General features: G+C 57.3%; 16 protein-coding genes and 1 pseudogene. 4 read left to right on the plus strand and 13 right to left on the minus strand.

Annotated features, from left to right (window positions below; all coding sequences use genetic code 11):
- Positions 1-760 precede the first annotated feature (760 nt).
- Both QQL28_RS41615 and QQL28_RS41620 read left to right on the plus strand, forming a co-directional pair.
- Positions 761-2,551 carry a peptide ABC transporter substrate-binding protein gene (locus QQL28_RS41615; protein ID WP_284275106.1) on the plus strand — a complete coding sequence of 597 codons (1,791 nt, stop codon included), beginning with the start codon at positions 761-763 and terminating at the stop codon, positions 2,549-2,551.
- Positions 2,552-2,746: 195 nt separating this feature from the next.
- A pseudogene (locus tag QQL28_RS41620) lies at positions 2,747-3,836 on the plus strand (IS3 family transposase); the annotation flags it as partial.
- 246 nt (positions 3,837-4,082) lie between these two features.
- Here the strand turns inward: QQL28_RS41620 and QQL28_RS41625 are convergent.
- The gene (locus QQL28_RS41625) at positions 4,083-4,301 is read right to left on the minus strand and encodes a hypothetical protein (protein ID WP_284275108.1); all 219 of its coding nucleotides are present in this window, start codon (positions 4,299-4,301) and stop codon (positions 4,083-4,085) included.
- A gap of 666 nt (positions 4,302-4,967) precedes the next feature.
- On the opposite strand from QQL28_RS41625, the gene QQL28_RS41630 reads away from it, so the two are divergent.
- Positions 4,968-5,135, plus strand: a complete 168-nt coding sequence (locus tag QQL28_RS41630; RefSeq protein WP_284275111.1) for a hypothetical protein — start codon at positions 4,968-4,970, stop codon at positions 5,133-5,135.
- A 439-nt stretch (positions 5,136-5,574) separates the two neighbouring features.
- Here the strand turns inward: QQL28_RS41630 and QQL28_RS41635 are convergent, their stop codons facing one another.
- The 11 genes from QQL28_RS41635 to QQL28_RS41685 form a co-directional block, all read right to left on the minus strand.
- Entirely contained in the window at positions 5,575-6,459 is an 885-nt protein-coding gene (locus QQL28_RS41635; protein ID WP_284275113.1) for a methylenetetrahydrofolate reductase, read from the minus strand.
- Positions 6,460-6,592: 133 nt separating this feature from the next.
- Positions 6,593-7,807 carry a hypothetical protein gene (locus QQL28_RS41640; RefSeq protein WP_284275115.1) on the minus strand — a complete coding sequence of 405 codons (1,215 nt, stop codon included), beginning with the start codon at positions 7,805-7,807 and terminating at the stop codon, positions 6,593-6,595.
- Positions 7,808-7,965: 158 nt separating this feature from the next.
- A complete protein-coding gene (locus QQL28_RS41645) occupies positions 7,966-8,616 on the minus strand; it encodes an LbetaH domain-containing protein (RefSeq protein WP_284275172.1) in 651 nt (216 codons plus the stop codon).
- A gap of 141 nt (positions 8,617-8,757) precedes the next feature.
- Positions 8,758-9,447, minus strand: a complete 690-nt coding sequence (locus QQL28_RS41650; RefSeq protein ID WP_284275117.1) for an ABC transporter ATP-binding protein — start codon at positions 9,445-9,447, stop codon at positions 8,758-8,760.
- Entirely contained in the window at positions 9,434-10,180 is a 747-nt protein-coding gene (locus tag QQL28_RS41655; RefSeq protein ID WP_284275120.1) for an ATP-binding cassette domain-containing protein, read from the minus strand. The genes QQL28_RS41650 and QQL28_RS41655 overlap by 14 nt, the downstream gene beginning before the upstream one ends.
- A complete protein-coding gene (locus QQL28_RS41660) occupies positions 10,177-11,193 on the minus strand; it encodes a branched-chain amino acid ABC transporter permease (protein ID WP_284275122.1) in 1,017 nt (338 codons plus the stop codon). The genes QQL28_RS41655 and QQL28_RS41660 overlap by 4 nt, the downstream gene beginning before the upstream one ends.
- Before the next feature lie 4 nt (positions 11,194-11,197).
- Complete coding sequence (locus QQL28_RS41665) at positions 11,198-12,061, minus strand: branched-chain amino acid ABC transporter permease (RefSeq protein WP_284275124.1); 864 nt, start codon at positions 12,059-12,061, stop codon at positions 11,198-11,200.
- Positions 12,062-12,146: 85 nt separating this feature from the next.
- Positions 12,147-13,382, minus strand: a complete 1,236-nt coding sequence (locus QQL28_RS41670; RefSeq protein WP_284275126.1) for an urea ABC transporter substrate-binding protein — start codon at positions 13,380-13,382, stop codon at positions 12,147-12,149.
- Positions 13,383-13,503: 121 nt separating this feature from the next.
- Positions 13,504-14,739 (minus strand): ABC transporter substrate-binding protein, encoded by a 1,236-nt coding sequence (locus QQL28_RS41675; protein ID WP_284275128.1) that lies wholly within the window; start codon positions 14,737-14,739, stop codon positions 13,504-13,506.
- 133 nt (positions 14,740-14,872) lie between these two features.
- Positions 14,873-15,703 (minus strand): phosphodiesterase, encoded by an 831-nt coding sequence (locus tag QQL28_RS41680; RefSeq protein WP_284275130.1) that lies wholly within the window; start codon positions 15,701-15,703, stop codon positions 14,873-14,875.
- A gap of 21 nt (positions 15,704-15,724) precedes the next feature.
- A complete protein-coding gene (locus QQL28_RS41685; RefSeq protein WP_284275132.1) occupies positions 15,725-16,897 on the minus strand; it encodes a cobalamin-independent methionine synthase II family protein in 1,173 nt (390 codons plus the stop codon).
- 890 nt (positions 16,898-17,787) lie between these two features.
- Here QQL28_RS41685 and QQL28_RS41690 point away from each other — a divergent pair.
- A complete protein-coding gene (locus tag QQL28_RS41690) occupies positions 17,788-18,684 on the plus strand; it encodes a LysR family transcriptional regulator (protein WP_284275136.1) in 897 nt (298 codons plus the stop codon).
- A 256-nt stretch (positions 18,685-18,940) separates the two neighbouring features.
- Here QQL28_RS41690 and phnY read toward each other — a convergent pair whose 3' ends face one another.
- Positions 18,941-20,383, minus strand: coding sequence for a phosphonoacetaldehyde dehydrogenase (gene phnY, locus QQL28_RS41695; protein ID WP_284275137.1), 1,443 nt, complete (start codon positions 20,381-20,383; stop codon positions 18,941-18,943).
- Positions 20,384-20,416: the final 33 nt, after the last annotated feature.

Here is a 20,416-nt window from a genome sequence, read left to right on the forward strand (position 1 = left end):
TTGCCAAGCCGGCGGCCAGCGTCAATTATCTCCTGACTCGGCCGCCTCGTCTCATCTTGATTGACGCGCCGCTCTCATCCTGATTGTCGCGCTATACTCGCGGTCAAAGGCTTTTTCAACCCGTAGTGTACGAAACGGAGTGCGGCCGGTAATTCAGCCTGGCGTCGCTTTGCAAAGCAATAACCGGTTTAATCGCCTGCCGCCCGACCGACCTCAGGGCCGCGAAGGAGTTGTGTGGCGTGCTTGCGATGAAATCCTGTGATGACGATGAGCGCAGCGAAAATCCGCGCTTCTGCGCACAGTTCGACGATCTGTAACGCTCGCTGATAGTCGCCGTTAGTCCCTCGCGCGTCGCCTGCTCAATCGCCCCGTCGTCGCCCCCGACCGCCCGTTTCGCACGAGGAGCAAATTATTCGAGGCAACGACGCGCTATTCAGGAACATTTCTAGCGGTAATGCGGGAAGCAACCCCTTGAATCGCACGTAGCGTCCAATTGTACGATCTCAACTGGTGAGAGGCCTGACCACGCAAAGGCTCTCCAATGAATGACTAACAAGGATTGCGAGTGTCTCAACTCTTAGACTCACGCCGCACGGATCTCGTCAGTTGCGAAAAGCAGGGCGGTTTTTGGGCGGCTCCGCCCGTTGGACAGCGTCAACAGACTACTAGCGTTTGATGAACGAAAATAGGAGCAAGACGGCCATCATGTCGAGCCTCGAACCAGTTGGACGGAGCATAGCTTGAACACCGGAGGCCGTCGATGTTTGACGCAGCGCTACTTGGCTTGATCGATAAGGTAAAGAGCGGATCTATGGATCGCCGGGCCTTCGTCCAGCGCGTGATATGCTTCGGTATCACCCCGCCGATGGCAACGCAGATCCTCGCCATCGGCGGCGTAGCCACAGCCGAGGTCCCATCAACCTACAAACCAACCAAACGCGGCGGTGGTGGACCGCTGAAGATGTTGTGGTGGCAAGGACCAACCCTGCTCAACCCCCACCTTGGAATAAGCATGAAGGACCAGGATGGCTCGCGCCTCTTCTATGAACCGCTCGCCTGTTGGGATCCGGATGGCAACCTCCAATCCGTTCTTGCCGCGGAGATACCCTCGATCCAGAACGGAGGGCTCGCGCCCGACGGCAAGTCAGCGACATGGAAGCTTAAGCCCGGGGTCAAATGGCACGATGGCAAGCCCTTTACCGCGGACGATGTAGTTTTCAACTGGGAGTACGCCAAAGATCCTGACACGGCAGCCGCAACCATAGCAACATACCGCAGCACAACGGTTGAACGGATTGATGATCTCACCGTGCGTATCCTCTTCAGTCAGCCGACTCCCTTCTGGGCCGACGCATTTGTCGGAGCTCCCGGCGCCATCATCCCAAAACACTTGTTCGCCGATTATCGGGGCAACAAATCCCGCAAGGCGCCGAACAACTTGTCGCCGGTGGGCACGGGCCCTTACAAATTCATCGAGTTCAAGCCCGGCGAACTCGTCCGCGGCGAGATCAACCCCCAATACCACATGACTGGCCGACCCTATTTCGACACAATCGAGATGAAGGGCGGAGGAGATGCTGTCTCGGCGGCACGCGCGGTGATCCAGACCGGCGAATACGACTTCGGTTGGAATATTCAAGTCGAAGACGACGTTTTGTTGCATATTGAAAAAGGTGGCAAAGGCAAGAGCATCCATGCGGTCGGCGCAGATGTTGAGTTCATCGCGCTGAACTTCACCGACCCTAAGATCGAGGCCGATCAAGAACGCTCCTCATTGATGTCCAAACATCCGCTGTTCTCGGATCCCGCGGTCCGCAAGGCACTTGCGCTGCTCGTTGATCGGGAGACGATCAAGAAGGCCATTTACGGCCGCGCCGGCCGCACCACCGCAAATTTCCTTAATGGCCCCGAGCAGTTCGTTTCTAAGAATACCTCATGGGAGTTCAGTATCGAAAAGGCTGCCAAGCTGCTTGACGATGCCGGGTGGAAACCCGGCCCGGACGGTGTTCGCGAGAAAGACGGAAGGAAGCTCAAACTGCTTTTCCAGACCTCGACCAACGGACCGCGCCAGAAGACTCAGGCCATCATCAAGCATGCCTGTCAGAAGGCAGCCATCGACGTGGAGCTCAAATCGGTTGTCGCATCTGTGTTCTTTTCGTCGGATGTTGCAAATCCGGACACTTACACAAAGTTTAATGCAGATATCGAATTGTTAGCGTCCCTAAGTACCCAGCCCGACCCGGAGAGGCGTATGCGTGCCTTTCATTCGCGCTACATTCCCAGCAAGGAGAGCAAGTGGCAGGGATTCAACATTCCGCGCTACGCAAGCCGCGATTATGATGCGGTGATCGATGCTGCCGAGGTTGAAATCGATCCGGTTAAGCGCGCAGCCCTCTTCGTCAAGGCCAATGATATCCTGTGGCAGGACACCGTTCTCATCCCCGTGATTCACCGTATGAGAGTCGCCGCGTGCTCGAACACGTTGCGCCCGGTCATCAGTAGCTGGACGACCGACATTGACAATTTACACGATTGGTACCGAGAGGTCTGACTCAACGTCGCACAATCGAATTCAGGTCGCAATCTAGAAACGCCTTTGCAGGCTCCGACGTCGGCGCCGACCATTGGGCTATCGTCGCTTCTTTTGATCGAATCCGCCATGCGACCGTTTGAAGTGGACCCCGGATATTGGACCGGCGGCTTAGGTGGTGCGGATGCCGTTCCGTTTTGATAAACGGAGCGGACCATGAAGAAGACGAGACGGAAAATCGATGCGGCGCTGAAGGCAAAGATCGCCTTGGAGGCGCTGCGAGAACAATCAACGGTGACGGATCTGGCGCAGCGCTACCAGGTGCATGTGAACCAGATCTATGCGTGGAAGAAGCAGCTTCAGGATCAAGCGGTTCGGGCGTTCGACGCGGGCGCTGGTCGGGATGGCGAGGCGGCCCACGAACTGGAGGTCGAGAAGCTCCACGCCAAGATCGGACAATTGACGGTCGAGCGGGATTTCTTAGCCAGGAGGTCCGGAAGATGAGCGCGCCGGATCGCCGAGGATTGCTTCAGCGCGATCATGAGAGTCTATCGATCCGCCGGCAATGCCAACTGCTGAGCGTTGCGATCGAGCGTATATCGGCCGCCGCGGCCGGCCAATGACAACGATCTTGAGCTGATGCGGCGGATCGACCAGCTGTTCACGGCCTGGCCGTTCCTGGGCTCGCGGCGAATGACGGCGATGCTCAATGGCGAAGGCTGTCGGATCAATCGCAAGCGCGTGCAGCGGTTGATGCGCAAGATGGGCATCGCGGCGCTGGGACCAAAGCCCAGAACCACAAAGCCGGCGCCGGGACACAAGATCTTCCCGTATCTCCTGCGCCAGATGGTGATCGGCCGGCCGAATCAAGTGTGGGCGGCCGATATCACCTATGTGCCGATCGGCCGGGGCTTTCTGTATCTGGTGGCGATCATCGATTGGGCGAGCCGTGCGGTGCTGGCCTGGCGCCTGTCGAACACAATGGACACATCGTTCTGCGTGTCTGCGCTCGAAGAGGCCTTGGCGCGCTTCGGCCGGCCTGAGATCTTCAATACCGACCAGGGCAGCCAGTTCACCAGCGCCGCCTTCACCGACGCTGGCCGCCACCGGCGTCAGAATCTCGATGGACGGTCGCGGGCGCTGGATGGACAACGTGTTCATCGAGCGGCTGTGGCGCTCGCTCAAATACGAGGACATCTATCTCAAGGGTTATTCGGATGGCCACGAGGCCAAAGCCGGAATCGCCCGATGGATCGAGTTTTACAATTTCCAGCGCCCTCATCAGGCGCTGGAAAACCGTGCGCCGATGGCGGTCTGGCGGGCCGATGTCACCGGCGCATTCGGCGAAGTGGCTGTGGATATGACGCTTCTCGCAAGCGAGAAGCTTGGACAACGCTGCGCGTTGCCCACATCCCCACAGCCACAACAGCAGCAAGTAAGAGTGGCATAAAGTTATTGGAAAAAACGAACGGCAGCAGCTCCACTTAAGAAACCGGACCCAGTGGTCCTCAGCATAGGGTCCACTTCACGTTCTTCCCATATACAACAAGGCTCAGGAATACCCACAGAACCGTTCTTCGTGAGGTTCTTTATCGATTTCATCCCTGGTTTGATCGCCGAGTTCCGCGTTCAGGGAAAGGTCGAGAAGGCTGATGATGTCGGTTTCCGCTGTTCTCTGCATGGTTCGCAACAGATCGATTGCTTGAGGTTCCTGCATGGATATTCGAGCGGACGGCATGCCCCGAGGCTGAGGTTTGGGCAGCTCGGCCATTTGTCAGCATGAGATGAACCAGCTGCGTCAGCGCGAGCAAGAGACAGCAAGCTGAAGCGGATTGTCGCCGAAGATCGCGCAAGCACTGAACCCCATCTAGCATTCGGTCGCTGATGAATCGCCGAATGCCTGCTGTCAATTCATCGACTGCGGTGCTCGCTACGTACTGAAGATTGCCGACGGAATGTCGGATCAGGTGAGCGCCAATTTTCCTGCCACAAATCCTTGTACGCGAAAAATCCCGACCCATGTCGGCTGCGCTGGCACTCGCAGCAAAGGAGGTCCTTTGCGTTTTCCAGACGGGGGCTCGTCAGCTTCTCGACAGCTGGTCCGAGTAGCGTGAGAGAGCCGCCTTATCACTCCTGACGGGGCGGTGGCTCGGGATAATTTTTCAGGCCCGTTCCTCCCAGAGACTGGCCCGGCTGCCGAAAGGTGGCCGGGGCTTTTTGGAGAGGGCGTCATGCCAAGAAATTCGGAGCCGCCGAACGGATTGCGGCCGCGGCGCTGGGTGTGGCGCCTCCGCAAGCCCATCCACGAAGTTGTCGTTATCGTGAGGCCGTCCAACCGACGGCACGAGTAGCGCTGCAGGGCTTGGTGCGGGGGCAGTCGTATTTTCTTTGTGTGCTGCTGGGGACCACTAGCGACCGTGGATGCTTGAAGAGTCCAATGATTCGAAGAAAGTTGACTGAGTTTGAGAAGGCTCAAATTGTTGCTCAGCACAGAGCAGAACATCTGCGCCAGTTTTGGTTTTGGTCCAACGAAATCGAAGTGATTGTGGAGGACTACACAGATGATGAAGGCAATCCTCGCGTGACCATCCGCGTAAAGAGTTGACAGAGAGCAACATATGAACCCTCTCGGATCATCCGGCAGGATCCTGTTTCAGGCCACGAGCAATGATTGTTGGGCAGACGATCAGGGCTAAGAGTCGGCACAGGCGCCTGCCCGAATCGCCGGTCGCGCCTACAATCGTCGCTGGTGACCGATGCAACGCCCATAGAGACGCAAAGCCGGCGCGGCGGCGCCTGAAATCCTCGCCCGCCGATATGCCGAGACAGAAAAACATGTAGCCTTGAACGCTGGGATCGAAGCCGCGTAGATCCTCGTAACCGCCGAAGATGTGTCCTGTCGCTTTGTCAGAGGATGCAATGAGCCGGCCGGGTAGGAGACAAACCACATAAGCACCATGCTAAGGTTGCAGTCTTGTAACGGTTATCTTTCTTCCCGGAAACTTGCGTGTGCCGAAACAGATCATGAGGCCGTTGGGGCACATCTACGCCGTCGCCTCCTTACCTCTATATTTTCGAATCCACGTAGCTGTCTGCTGAAGTTCACCGAACCCGAAGAAGTGCGCTCGTAACGATCGCAATTCAACCGTGCTTTTCATTTTGTGCAAGAGTCGATCAATTAGCTCCCGCGGCTCATAACCGACGGCAAGACGGCTTAGTCTATGACCTTGAGCGCGCAATGCTTGAGCAGAGTTTGATACGCCACATATGAGCGCCAAACGCATGACGCTCTTTAGCGTAGTAGGGCCAGCCAAACCGACGCGAACGTCATCTATTATTCCTCGCATCTGCAAACGACTGATATGTGCTGTTATGTCGTCTGGCTCGAAACAAAACTGGCTCACCACCCACGGCGTCATCCCTTGCCGAGCGGTCAACGAAACCTTTTGATCAAGTTCGCCATCTAGCACATCGGTCGGGATGTGCGGATGAGGCTGCGGATAGGTGGCGAAGCCAATACGTTCAAACCCATAGCGAGCGAATAGGCCCGTCTCAAGCGCCGCTCGACTGGAGGGAAACGGTCCGACGACGCGCGCAACGTCGCCCGCCAGCAACAATGCTCGATCGATGCCCACCTCCTGCAGTCGGGCCAGTGTTGTCTCGAGCTGATTGTGGCTTTCGAATCTACGTGCAACCACGTGAGGCACCGGAACGAAGCCCGATGTCCTGAGCTCTAGCGCTCTTGCAACCAACGTCCCTAGCGGCTCTCCTGATACATTCGCAAGATATATCTCTGTTCCGGGCGAAAGGACTCGCCTCGCTGTCTCAACCGCGCGAGTATCGCCCGGCGTGATTTCGATGGAGTACTGACCGAGAAATTGCTGGCAAGCGTCCCCCTCGTTGCAAGCTTGGGCCTTTGACTCGGTCATCAACTGGTCCTTTTTCGGCTGCAACGCGAGCGCACGGCAATCTTCGCCCAGAGGCTCGACGTCACTAGCCGGGTCTTTTGAGGTTGGAAGCGAGCGGAAAAAGTCCCCCGCCTCAGCGGGGGGCTGAACTATTTCATAGTTTGTGGTTTCGAGAGATGACGTAAGACTCGTCCCAGAACCAGAGTCCATTATGTTTGCGCAAGATCTCCTTAGTGCATGCCAAGTACCGATCGTCCGTCATTGCCCGGGCCAGTCGCTCGTCCTCAATCTGCGCCACGTAGCTGGCGTTATTCCAGGCTGCGAACATTGTTGACGTCCCGATGGACGTGGCGTCCGCGTCAATTTCGTTGGGCAACGTATGCATCACGTACTTGAATCTAGACTGTTTATCGGTCAGCGCATTGAAGTTGTACTGGCGTGCCTCATGCCCCATCGCGAGCTTCGTTTCGCGCAAGATGTCTCGACGATCGCTTGCGAAGGGCTGTTCCCCGGGCCACACGCTCTGAATGATTTCCAGGCCTGGATCATTGCCGCACGAATGAATGCCGACCAATCGACCTCCCGGAGCAAGTGCGAGTGCCAGTGGCGCAATGACCTTCTTTGCCTTGAACTCCGCCGACGCACGTGCCCGATAGGGCTGAGAGGCGATGACAAGATCGTAGTCCGCCACGATCGCGCCTTGCTTGGGGATGACCTGGTCCAACAGGAACTGGCAGCTCTGCAGATACAGCACCAGAACGACCGGGCGCTCATAGACCGGGTTGCCGGAGTTCTTGCTTACACTGGCCTTCCAATGTTGAGCTAGAAACGGCTCCAGAGCATTGATCTGGCGCTCGTACTCGGCCGCAGTCCGTCCGCTCAGGGCGACTTCATGCCAGACGAGTCTGGATTTCGCTGATGCCGAGCTTGGCGAAAGATATGGGGCTTCGTGATAGTAAAGGTTGGTTAGGACGACGACCATAGCCGGGTGCTCGTGAAACCGATCAGGTAGCTTCTCGAGCGTCAGGCGAATGTCTTCGAGGCTGATCTCTTTCCCGACGACATAGTATGGCAAATGCTCGTAGCGTTGATGCATTGAACGCAGCACGCGGGCCAGCACCGTTCCGTCACCAACGCCCGCATCAAAGACACGCACAGCGGGCGGACGTGGATGAATCTGATCGAGTTCGAGCGCTATTCGTTCTGATACAACGCGCTTCTCGCTGCACGTATTGACGAACATCAGGTATTTTTGCCGATTGTCGTAGAATCGAAAGCTTTTCTCGGGTTCAGCTTCTTTGATCGCTTGAACCTCAGCGAGCGCAAACTCAGTTCGTGCAACGGATGACACGTCAACCCCTTTCTTCATGATGCTAGCATTTCTTTCGGGACGTCGCTGAACCCTCGACAACGCGCCGCTCAAGGGCTAATCGCCGCACTAGACCATTGAGCGCGATCGACGATTTTTGAACGGGCTCGAGGACGAGCCGAGCCTCTGACAATCAGAAACCAGTCCCCTCGAGGCGATCAACGCGGAGACTTCAACCTGGCAAGACCGGCCCCTTCGTATTTGCTCAGAAACTCGTCAATCGTCAGCTTGCGGAAATCTGGCAGCGCCGCCTGCAGGCTTTCATGATCCCAGCCCCACCAGGCAAGCCTGGCGAGCCGCCCGGCGATGTCGTCCGAGAACCGCCGCCTGACGGGGCGGGCCGGATTACCAGCGACGATCGTGTAGGCCGGCACGTCCTTGGTAACGATTGCACCGCCCGCAACCACGGCACCAGTGCCGACGTTGCGGCCGGGAAGGACGATTGCGCCGTGACCTATCCAGACATCGTGGCCGATGTGGACCTGATGCTGCCTCCGCCAATCGAAAAATTCTGCCTCCTCACTCTCGCCGGGAAAATAGGCACTCGCCCGATAGGTGAAATGCGACTGACTCGCGCGGTGCATCGGATGGTTGCCGGGGTTGATGCGGGTCATTGCCGCAATCGAGCAGAACTTTCCGATCGTGGTATAGGCGATCTGGGAATCGTTTTCGACGTAGGAATAATCGCCCATCGTCACTTCTCGCAAGATCGTGCGCATACCGACCTCGCAGTACGCACCGAGTTTGGTATCGTGTATCTGAGCGCCGAGGTGGACGGTCGGTTGGACTGAGAGGGTTCTGGTGGCCATAGTGGCTCCACAAAATGAACGGTGGGCGCTGGTCTGAACGGGATGATCACGATTTCGGGACGGATCGAGACTGTCTTGCTGATATCCGGGATACTGGCGACCTCCAGCATCGCTGGACACGGGCCCGGGGCCGGCATGACCTCAGTCCGTCTGGAAAACACTATCGGCGAGGAGTTCAGTTGGATTCCGCTCCGCCACAATCTGTCCCTTCTGGACGACCAGCGCTCGGCCGACCAGCGAGGCCAAGAAACTGAGATCCTGATCGGCAATAATCATGGCCGTCTTTTCCGACCGATGAATCGCCAACAGGCATTCGGCGATTTCGTCGGTCACCGAAGGCTGAATGCCTTCCGTCAATTCATCAAGCAGAAGAAGCCGCGGCGAGCGAACCATGGCGCGTGCCAGGGCCAGCAACTGCCGCTCGCCTCCGCTCAACGCACCGCTGGGGCGCGCAAGGAGCTTTTCGAGTCTCGGAAAGAGACACAATATCTCGGCAATCGGCTTTGCGTTGCCGGATCCGGGCATCATGCCCGCAAGCAACAAGTTCTCCTTTACGGTGAGGCCCGGAAAACCCGCTCCGCCTTGCGGGGTGTAGCTGAAGCCGAGGCGACTGCGTCGATAGGCCGGCAGAGCTTCGATCGCATCACCGTCCAGCACGATCCGGCCACCTTCCACCGGCAACAGTCCCATGACAGTCTTGAGCAAGGTGGTCTTGCCCATACCGTTGATGCCGATGATGCCCAAGATCTCATGAGCGCCGAGATCGAAGCTTAGGCTGCGCAGTACCTGCGTCTTGCCGTAGCCCGAGATCAACCGTTCACCTTTCAGCATGAGTGGCCTCCTTCTTGCGGCCGAGATAAATGTCGCGAACAATCTCGTTTGCCTCGATCTTGTCCATGGTGTCCTCCACCAGCACCTTTCCCCTGTGTAGCACTGTAACTCGTTGCGCAAGGCGCGCGATGAACTCCAAATCGTGCTCGACGACGATCACCGTAGCGCTGGCGTTGAGACGTTTGATGATGTCGACGGTCTTCAACATCTCCTCGCGCGTCATGCCGGCGGTGGGCTCGTCAAGTAGTGCAATGCGCGGGCTGCTCGCGAGCAGCATGCCGAGCTCGCACCATTGCCGATGCGCGTGCGAGAGGGTCGCGGCCGGCTGACTGGCCAGACGTTCGTTGAAGCCGATCTCGTCCAGCGTCAGCTCGACGACCCTGTCTAGCTGGCGCTTTTCCAGTCCCCTCCGCAGGCCGGCTAGGCGGATATTCTCGCGGACGTCAAGATTGGCGTAGATGCTGGGAATCTGGTTCTTAATGGCGATCCCAAGCCGGGCAATGCGATGGGTGGCCAGCCCCTGCAGATCCCGGCCCTCGAACAGAACATGGCCGCTCGTCGGCTGGTGCTGATGTGTAAGACATTTGAAGAGCGTGCTCTTGCCGGCGCCGTTCGGGCCGATGAGGCAGCGGATTTCGCCGGCGTTAACGACAAGGTCGACGCCATCAACCGCGGCGACACCCCCGAACCGCTTAACGAGACCGCGCGTCGCAAGAATGGGGGGCCCGCTCATGCCGGCTTCTCCTTCCGTCGCAAGATGCCAAAACGGTTCGGGAACTTCAGGCTCGATAAGCCAAGAAGCATCGGCTGCAGGCCTTGCGGCACGAGCATGACGAATAGGATGATCGTTGCGCCGAAAATAAGCTCCGTGTTGAAAACCTGGTTTGCGCCGAGCTGGCTGCTCAGGAGCTGGAAGCCGAAGCTTGCCACCACGGGTCCGACAAAGGCCCCGAGTCCGCCGGCGATCACCCACAGAACGAACTGCGAGGCTTGCGGAAGATCAAAGACGTTCGGGCTGACGTAGCCCATCACCGCCGTGTAAAGTGCCCCGCCAAGCCCAGCAATAGCAGCACTCACTGCGAAGCCGACGAGCTTGTAGAAGCGGATGTCGTAGCCAAGAAGCTCGCTCCGCAATTCGCTTTCCCTGATCGCCGTCATGATCCGACCGGCATCGCTCGAGCGCAGGAACGAGAGCAGAATGTAAGCTCCCGCCAGTGAAAGCAGGCAGATCGAGAAAGTTGCTTCCGTGGATAGAAATGCCTGCGGATCGCCGGGCATATTGAGTGACGGGACCGCCGTGATCCCATTGAAGCCGCCGAGCGGCACCGGGCCGATGTGAAACGAGGGATCGGCGGTTGACGTCATGAAGGAATAGAAGATCAGCGTTACGCACAGCGTGATAACGCCGAGATAGACGTCGCCCAGGCGGCTGAAGAACAGGAAATAGCCAAGGACAAGCGAAAATGCGACCGGCATCGCGATGCCAATCAACACGGCAAGCGTGCTGTCGCCGAGATTAGAGACGGCGATTGCATAGGCATAGGCACCCAGACCAAAAAACACCGAATGTCCGAGGTTCAGGATCCCGAGTGTTCCCCAGACGAAGGCAAGGCCGAGTGCTGCGATCGCCATGGCCGAAAAGGCCGATAGATTGACCAGATCGTAAGGCTCCAGAACGAATGGCCCGAGAGCCGCGAAGAGCACAAGGGCGACTGGGAAAAGGGCATGTTTGACTTGGCGCATCATGATGTTATCGACCTCCGGTCCACAAGCTGGAGACGCCCGTCGGAAGCAGGCGCAGGATGATGACGGCCAAAAGCAGCAGCGAGGCCTGACCGACGACCGGTGTTGCGAAATAGGAAAGCAACGCCTCCACCGGCCCGAGTATCGTTGCGGCCGACAGAAAGCCCGTAATTAGGGCTCCGCCACCGCTGATCACCGTGACGAAGGCCCGGGCAACATAGGCCGCGCCCATATGAGGAAGGACACCGGATATCGGCGCAAGCAGCGCTCCGGCCAAGCCACTGATCGCTGCGCCGACGATGAAAGTGACCGCATACACGCGATCACAGTTGATCCCGAGGGTCGCTGCCATTTCCGAATTTTGCATCGCGGCCCGCGCGATCAGTCCATATTTCGTCCAGTGCAAAGCAAGTAGAGAACTCACGACCAGCAGAGCTGTGATTCCAATCAAGAACAGTTGGTAAGCACCGATGGAGTAGGCACCTATCGGAATATTGCCCAGCGGTGCGCTCACGCCCATCGTCGTGTTGCCGAAGATGGCGGTCACCGCACCGATCAAAAACAGGCTAAGACCCCAGGTTGCCAGCATCGTCGTGACCAGATGACCGTACAGTCGGCGAACGATCAGTCGCTCCGCCACGGCACCGATCAGAGCGACGAACATTGGGGCGACAACCAGCATGGAGAGCCAAAGATTGACGCCGCAATGATTGGCGATCACGGTGGCGTATCCGCCGAGCATGATGAACTCGCCGTGAGCAAAGTTGATGACGCGCATCATGCCGAAAATGACCGCGAGTCCCAAGCTGATCAGGGCGAGAAGCGCAACGGAATTGACCACGGCGAAACACAATATGACGAAACTGTCCATGAACGATCTCGGCTTGCGAAGATGGAGATGGGCAAATCGGGCTGGCGGCGCCGCGAAAAGTGCGGCGCCGCGAGTGCCGGCCCACCTAGATCTGCGGCATCAGAAAATCCGTCTGGTTGGGATTGGTGAAGACGTTGCATTTGCCACCATACGTATCCGGCGGAATCTGCTCCTTCTTCTCGATCAGGCTCCAGACGCGGTTCTCGACCTTGATGATGTGAACGTCTTGGGTCGTGTTGTGGGTGGGGCCATCCGTGGTCATGACCCCGGCCGGACCTTCCCAGCGGATGCTGCTTTCGAGGGCAGCCAGAACCGCCTCCCGCTCGAAGCTGCCGGCACGCTTGACCGCTTCGGCCCAGAGCATGACGCCGCTATAGCCGCCGAACACCTCGCCATTGATATAGGGGTGGTTCTTGCCGGCAACGGCTTCCACCTTGGCCAGAAATTCCTTGTTCTTCGGCGTGTCGAGTTCTTGGAAGTAGTTGTACGCGACGATCACGCCGTCCGTTTCCTCCGGAGCAAGAACCTCGTGCTCATTGCCAGCGGCAAACACGATGGAGATGATCGGAATCTTCTTTAGCATCCCGGCCGCTGCCCATTGGCGATAGAACGACATGGCCGGGCCGCCAACGAGGCAGGAATGCACGACATCCGGTTTGGCGGCCTGTATCTTTGCAATGGCCGCGGTGAAATCCGTGACATCGAGGGGATAGTAATCATCGGCTAACACCTGGCCACCTTCGCGCTTGGCCATCACGTGATTCCAGATCCCGAAATTGCGGGGGGCGTTATAGTCCGACGCAATATAGTAGAGCTTCTTTCCGAGATTCTTGAACGACCATTCGAGCAAAGGAACAACCTGCTGGTTACCGCCCGTGTTGACGCAGAATGTATTCTTCTCGCAAAGTCCGCCTTCGTAGAACGAGCCGTAGATGAAAGGTATCTTGTACTTGCGCAGTACGGGGCGTGTGGCTTCGCGCGCGGCGCCGCTGAGCGCACCTTGTACCATGACGACCCGATCGTTCAGCGCCGCCTTCTGCGCGTATTGCGGGTACTTGTTGATGTCGGACTGGCCATCATAAACCTTTAGCTCGACCTTTTTGCCGAGCAGGCCGCCAGCGGCGTTGATCTCCTCGACGGCGACCTTCATGCACAAATTCGAGGGTACGCCATAAATATCAAGAGCTCCCGACAAATCATGGAGCGAAGCAATAGCGACGGTGTCGGATGCAGCCCACGCGCCTCCGGCAAAAGAACCGGCGATGGATGCAGCAGAGAGCGCTGCGGAAGTGCCGAGAAACGAGCGACGAGATAGCTTCACGAGAATTCTCCTTGGCTGCTCGAGAGAAGAGGCGTGCTCTCCTGCCGAGTGATGACAACGAACAGCAAGCAAATGAGACTGCTGCGCCGCTTTGGAGACGCAGCGCCGTGAGCGCGGCCGACTACATCTGTGGCATCAAGAATTCCGTCTGGTTTGGGTGGGCAAAGACGTCGCACCTGCCGCCATAGCTGTCCGGCTGGATCTGTTCTTTGGTTGCAACCAGGCTCCAGACTCGGTTTTCGACCCTGATAATGCGCACGTCCTGGGTCGTGTGGTGCGTAGGCCCATCGGTGACCATTTTCCCGCCGGGCCCTTCCCAAGTGATCCCGGTTTCCCAAGCCTTCATTACTGCGTCGCGATCGAAGCTGTTCGCGCGCCTGACGGCCTCTGCCCACAACATGACTGTATTGTATCCACCGATCGCCTCGCCATTGATATAGGCGTGGTTTTGACCCATCGCTTGAGCAAATCGCGCCAGAAAGGCTTTGTTTCGTGGCGTATCGAGCTCCTGGAAATAGTTATAGGCCGCGTAGATGCCGTTCGTCTCTTCAGGTGCCAAAATCTCGTGCTCTTGCCCGCCACCGAAAATGATCGAGACGATGGGAATCTTCTTCAACATTCCCGCTGCGGCCCATTGGCGGTAGAAGGACATTGACGGACCACCAACCAGGCAGGAATGGATGAAGTCCGGCTTTGCCGCCTGGATCTTGGCGATTGCCGCAGTGAAATCCGTAACATCGAGGGGATAATAGTCGTCCGCAAGCACTTCGCCGCCTTCGCGCTTTGCCATCACGTGATTCCAGGCCCCGAATGTGCGCGGCGCGTTGTAATCGGAAGCGATGTAATAGAGTTTCTTACCGAGAGTTTTGAACGACCACTCGAGCAGCGGAACGACCTGCTGGTTTCCTTCGGTGTTGCAGCAAAAGATGTTCTGTTCGCAGGCGCCACCTTCATAGATCGAACCATAGAAGTACGGCACCTTGTATTTGCGCAGAACCGGTCGCGTGGCCTCTCGGGCAGCTCCGGTCAAGGCGCCCACCGCCATCACGGCCCGGTCGCGCAGCGCCGCCTGCTGCGCGTATTGCGGACCTTTGTTGATGTCCGACTGGCAGTCGTAGGCCTTCAGGACGACTTGCTTGCCGAGTAATCCCCCTGCCGCGTTTAATTCCTTGACCGCGAATTCCGTGCACATGTTGGACGGTGCGCCATAGACATCGAACGGTCCGGATAGATCGTAGAGTGAGGCGATGGTTACGGTGTCCGAGGCCGCGGAGGCGGAGCCGGCCAGTGAACCAAAAACCGACGCGGCCGATACCGCGGCGGAAGAACGGAGCAACGTGCGACGTGACAAATTCATGAGGATCCTCCTTTAAGGCTCGCAAATAGGTGTCCAACGCGGCGAACAACTGCCGCGCCGAGGCTAGACAAGGAACGGGCGGGCGTGATGGTCGTCGGCGGGAAGCGGATCCCCGCCGTGTGCGGGATCAGGATTATCTTCGTCGCGCCATTGAAACGACTTGACGTTCGACGGGCAGGTCGGGCTCGTACAGGTACTTTGCGCTTGTATCGAGAAAGTCGTGGGTGTGGATCACCACCGCGTCCGAGTTCAGGAACGCGATCGCATAGGCTGGCGGCTCCATGCTGCAAGGAATGCCTCGCTCGTGACCGAAATCGAGCCACAATTGATGATTGAGCCCCCGCAAGGTGGAAAAGGGAATGTTCTGCCAGCTTCCGGCGATTGGGCGATGCACATGCCCGAAGAACAGATGGCGGATGGAGTGCCCGTCGAGGAGTCGTCCAAATCTTGCAGCGTCGTCCAGCATGATGTCGTCGGCCGGCCGGAAGTGAACCGGAAGCGGCGGGTGGTGCATGAAGAGATAGACAGGGCTGCCTCGTGACTCTCCCAGACGCGTGCGCAACCATGCCTGGCGCTGCTCACAGTAAAGGCCGGCGTGGCTGTCGGTTTGCTTTGTATCGAGGAAGAGAAAGCGTCCCGCCGCCGTGTCGAGCGCGGATTGAATGAAGCCGAAATCGTCAGCAGGAGCCTCGGGAAATACGCTCCGGAAATTGGCGCGATCGTCATGATTGCCCATCAAGAGCCGCACCGGCATAGGCAGGACCTTTAGTGCCTCACGCAGGCGAACGTAGGCGCTTTTTTCGCCATGATGAGCGAGATCACCGGTGATGACGCAGAGCTCCGCATCTGCATGCTGCCTGGCGATATCTGCCAGGCAGGCGTTCAGGCGCTCACCCGGGTCGTTGTCGAAGAGGCGATCGCCAGCTGGGACCAGGTGAAGATCGGTGATTTGAATGATTTTCATTATTGGGGGCTACTTGAGCTGTCAGGAAGCAACGGCTTGAACGGAAGGCCTGGCGTTCGCATTCCAGAGCCGGCGAGATGCAATCTCGGCGCCCTGCACAAGCGACTCGAGCTTGCGCCAGGCGATGTCCGGATCGACCGTGTGGAACGTTGCAAAGCTGGCAAAGCCGCAGTCGGTGCCGGCGATCACTCGCTCCCGTCCGACCAAATTGGCGTATTGTTCGATGCGCTGGGCGACGACCTCGGGATGTTCAATGTAGTTCGTGCAGGTGTCGATGACGCCGGGAACAAGAATCTTGTCGTCGGGGAGCTGTGTCTCCTTGAACAGACTCCATTCGTGCGAGTGCCGTGGATTTGCCGCCTCCAGTAGAAGTGCCATCGGCCGCGCCTTGATGATGATATCGAAGATCTCATGCAGATCGATATCGTGATGATGGGGCGATTCGTAATTGCCCCAACATAGATGCAGTCGCATCCGACCGGCGGGAATGTCGCGCAGGGCGTGATTAAGGACCTCGACGTGAAGGGCAATTTCTTTGCGAAACTCTGCGACGTCCATCGGTTTCGCCCGGAAATGGCGTCCGAGCGCCAGATCAGGGCAGTCGATCTGCAAAAGGATGCCCGATGCGGCGATGACGTCATATTCCTTCTTCATCGCGTCGGCCAAGGCATAGAGATAGGCCTCCTGCGAGGGATAATATTTGTTCGGCATGTAGTGGGCCATAATCCCCGGAGACGAGGCGTTCATGAACGCCTCCTCAACGGGAACCATATCGAGTGCCGTTTTGAGGTTGGCGATATCCGTCGCCACCGCCGCCTCTCCCTGGTACGCGATAGGTCCCACGCACGCGGGCGTCTTGATATCTAGATTGACCCGCTTTGCGAAATTCGAAAACTCCGCCAGTTCGGACAACGCAAGCGGCTGATCAACGCCGGTCAAACCTGTCATGCGCTCGCGCGCATAGGTCGAATAGGCGTATTTGCTCATCTCTCCATCATCGACAACCGCAAGCCCAATAAGCGATTGCTTTTTTACGATGTCGAGGACCGCTGAACTAACGCTGGCCGCCAACAACGGATTGCGGTCAGCGTCCAGTTCGCTTTTCTCTTTCGCCAGGAGCATCTCCTCCAATGCAGAGGGCCGCGGCAGACTGCCGACGTGGGTCGTGAGGATACGGTCGGTGCTTATTTTCATTCGCCTCTCCTATTAATTCGTACGAGGTCGACAGGCGGCCCCCCCGTCCCCTTTCGATGGGGAGAGGATCACCTCCTCGACACGCCCGATTTCGTTGTGCATGAGCGCAGCGCTCTCGATAGGCCTGATTGATAGTGGTTTGCGGCCTGCTTCCGGAGACGAGGCGTAGCAAGCGCAGTTGACGTAGAAATGTCCTATTATTAGCCCTGCTAATAGTTGAAGTATTGCTGCAATTAAATAAGCTGGCGATCCAATCGCCGCATCTATCGCCGGTGCCAATTTTATTCTGCACGACAGCCTTAATACGCACAGTAAATTATGCCACATCTTACTGGTCTTGCTGGGAAGCGCATCCAACAAACAAGTTAAATGGTCGAGATGAACTGTGAAAAAAACAGCGCGCAACTGGCGCAGTCAAAAATCAAGGTTGTGTGTTCAGTCGCGCAGAGAAAACACTCTCCAAGCGCAGGAGCCCTTGTTTGCCTATGCTGGCGAGTAACGCGCCGAGCTCGGCTTGGAGACGCAGCAGAAGTTTGACATTTCGGATACCATGTGATGTTCATTTTCAACTAGCGCAGCAGGAGCCTCTACCGCGAGTTGAGGCGGCATCTTGGGTCTTTCGTCGATTTGCGATCTTGAAGCAGACAATGCTTGGGGAGGGGTGATATGGGGGTAGGTGTCGCGACAGTAAGTTGTTTCGATCGTCGGTCGAGACAAAGCGGTGATTAGCACATACATCGAGACGAACGCTAAAGCCGCGTGCCTCATTCTCTGAGCCCGCGGCGTTTTGATCGCGTCTAGGCCGCTCACTACATACAGGGGCGCGAGAAGGCCTTGAATCCGCATCGGAATGCGAATCTACGGCAATAGGAGGAGCAGACGTCGAAGGCATGAAAATCAGTTCTCACCAGATTGCGGCCTTTACAGAGGTCTTCCGGCAGAGAAGCGTTTCAGAAGCTGCAGCCGTCCTCGGTGTCACCCAATCGGCCGTCACCCAGCATCTTGCGAAGCTTGAGCAACATATGGGGACGACCCTTTTTATCCGTCATCGCAGCGGGCTCGAGCCGACAAAACCAGCCCAGGAACTGTTTGCGCTAACTGATCGCGTTCGAGTCCTCGAGCAGCTCGTCGCGGAGAAGATCAATGCCTACAGTGACCTATCGGCCGGACATCTAACGGTGATCGCGAACGCGCCGCGCCCGGCAATGCCACTTATTTCCGAGTTCAACCGGCATTTTCCCGCAGTCAGAATCACCTTCTCCCTGGTGCCCTGGGAGCTTGCTAAGCAACGGCTTGAAGCGCGTGATGTCGATATTGCTATCATCACTGAGCCTGATGACATTGCCAACCTATTCCACGTGCAGCTAAGCAAGACTCGGCTTATGGCGTTCATGCGGCGTGAGCATCGACTCGCCGGCAGACCGACACTCACTCTTGCCGAACTTGCCCAAGAGAGAATCATTCTAACCGAGGATGGTTCGCTGACGCTCCGCGAAGTGGAAAAAGCTTGTCTTGAGAGCAGTACAAGTATGCCAAATATTATCAAAATGACGACTTATCCTGTTCTGAAGGAGGCCGTTCTGCATGGAATCGGAATCGGCGTCCTTCTCGAGGACAGCGTGTTTCCAGCAGAGGAGCTCGTCTATAAAACAGTCGACGAACTCTGCACTGATTTCAAAACATATATTGTCACGACATCGGACAAAAGGCGCCTGCGCTGCGTAAAATCGTTCTTCGAAACCGTTGAAATGTCTTTAGAAAATCAAGGCAATACGTTTCCCCGCTAGACAGATTGGAAATCACACCGCGCAAGCCAATCGTGAGGGGGGCGAGGTGGGTGCCGAGCTCCACGATACCGCGACGTCTGGCTCAAACAAGTGCGGTGGGCCGCCTTCGCAGAGTACAAACGCTCGAGCGCGGCAGGAAAACTTAAGATCCGGTCCACCGTGGGAGAGATCAGAAGATCGCAATCATTTGCAAGGGCTACTGCCGCCGACCCTGCCAGATCGTCATGATACGCAAACGAAGCAGAGAACTGCTGGCCTAGACTGACCATGGAAGCGAGTAGGTCTTCAACTGCGTGAAGCTCCGCATCGCCTCCAGCACGCCCTCTTTGTGCCCGAGTCCGGACTGCTTGATTCCCCCGAATGGGGTCAATTCGGTGCGATACCCGGGAACTTCCCACACGTTGACGGTGCCAACCGCGAGACCGTCGATGAGCTTCGTTACATAATCAAGCCGATTGGAGCACACTCCAGCAGAAAGTCCAAACTGGGTCGCGTTCGCCATCGATATGATCTGATCAACATCATTAGGACAACGGATGATCGGCAGCACAGGCCCGAATGTTTCTTCAATAACAAGTTCGGACGTCGGTGAGACGTGGTCCAATAGGGCGGGCGGATAGGACGCGCCGTGAGGCTGGTTACCGAGCAACAGGGTAGCACCAGCATCGACGGCATCGGCAACCCGTCGAGCAATTAGCTGGGCAGCCTCTCGACTGATGACAGTGCCGATGTCAACCGATGGATCGCTGGGATCGCCGATCGAAAGCTTCAGCATGTGATGGAGCGCCCGCTCGGCAAATTCGTCGGCAACGGAGTCAACCACCAACGCCCGCTTGACGGCTGTACATCGTTGACCCGAGTTCTTGGTCGCTCCTTGAACCGCCAAATACGCTGCTCGATCGACGTCGGCATCCTCAAGCACGATGATGGGGTCATTCCCACCGAGCTCCAAGATGAGCTTCCGGTAACCGGCTCGTTCCGCAATATGGTGCCCGACGTGAACGGAGCCAGTAAATGTGACGAGCTCAGCACTTCGATCGGTAAACATGGCGTCTCCCAAGGGGACGGGAGCCCCTGTCAGGATCGAAAGCATTCCCTCGGGCAGGCCTTGCTCGTAGAGAATCCTGCCAAGCGCAAGCGCAGTCAACGGCGCTCGCTCAGACGGCTTCAGGACGACGCGGTTGTTTGTCGCAATCGCAGGCGCAAGTTTATGGCTGACGAGGTTAAGAGGATGGTTAAACGGAGTGATAGCTGAGATCGCACCGGCGAGGGGCGTACGCATGGAAAAAATACGCCGTTCGTGCGGGGTTGCGCCAATGTCAGATGGATAAATCTCGCCGTCGCTCTGGATTAGCATATGGGCAGCAAATGACCAGACGTCGCATGCACGCGCAGTTTCATGCAAAGAGTCCTTCAGGCAGAGCCCTGTTTCTGCTGTGATGAGCCGAGCAAACCGGCCTTGATCCCTCTTAATGGCGCTTGCCGTCGCCAGGAGGATATCCGTTCGTTCGCGGCGCGTGAGCCGGGGGCGAATCCGCGCGGCCGCTTCAAATGCCTGGCGTGCATGCTCCGGTCTGCTTTGCGGGACTCTGCCAAGAAGCATTCCTGTGAACGGATTGTTCACGTCGATCGTTGCGTCCGAGTGGGCAGGCAAACCTGCGATGAGCATTGGATGATAGTCTTCATCGGTATCGTACATGCCATAATTCTCTTTGGGCGTCTCTTTGAGATC

The organism is Bradyrhizobium iriomotense (assembly GCF_030160715.1).
Taxonomy (GTDB): Bacteria; Pseudomonadota; Alphaproteobacteria; order Rhizobiales; family Xanthobacteraceae; genus Bradyrhizobium; species Bradyrhizobium iriomotense.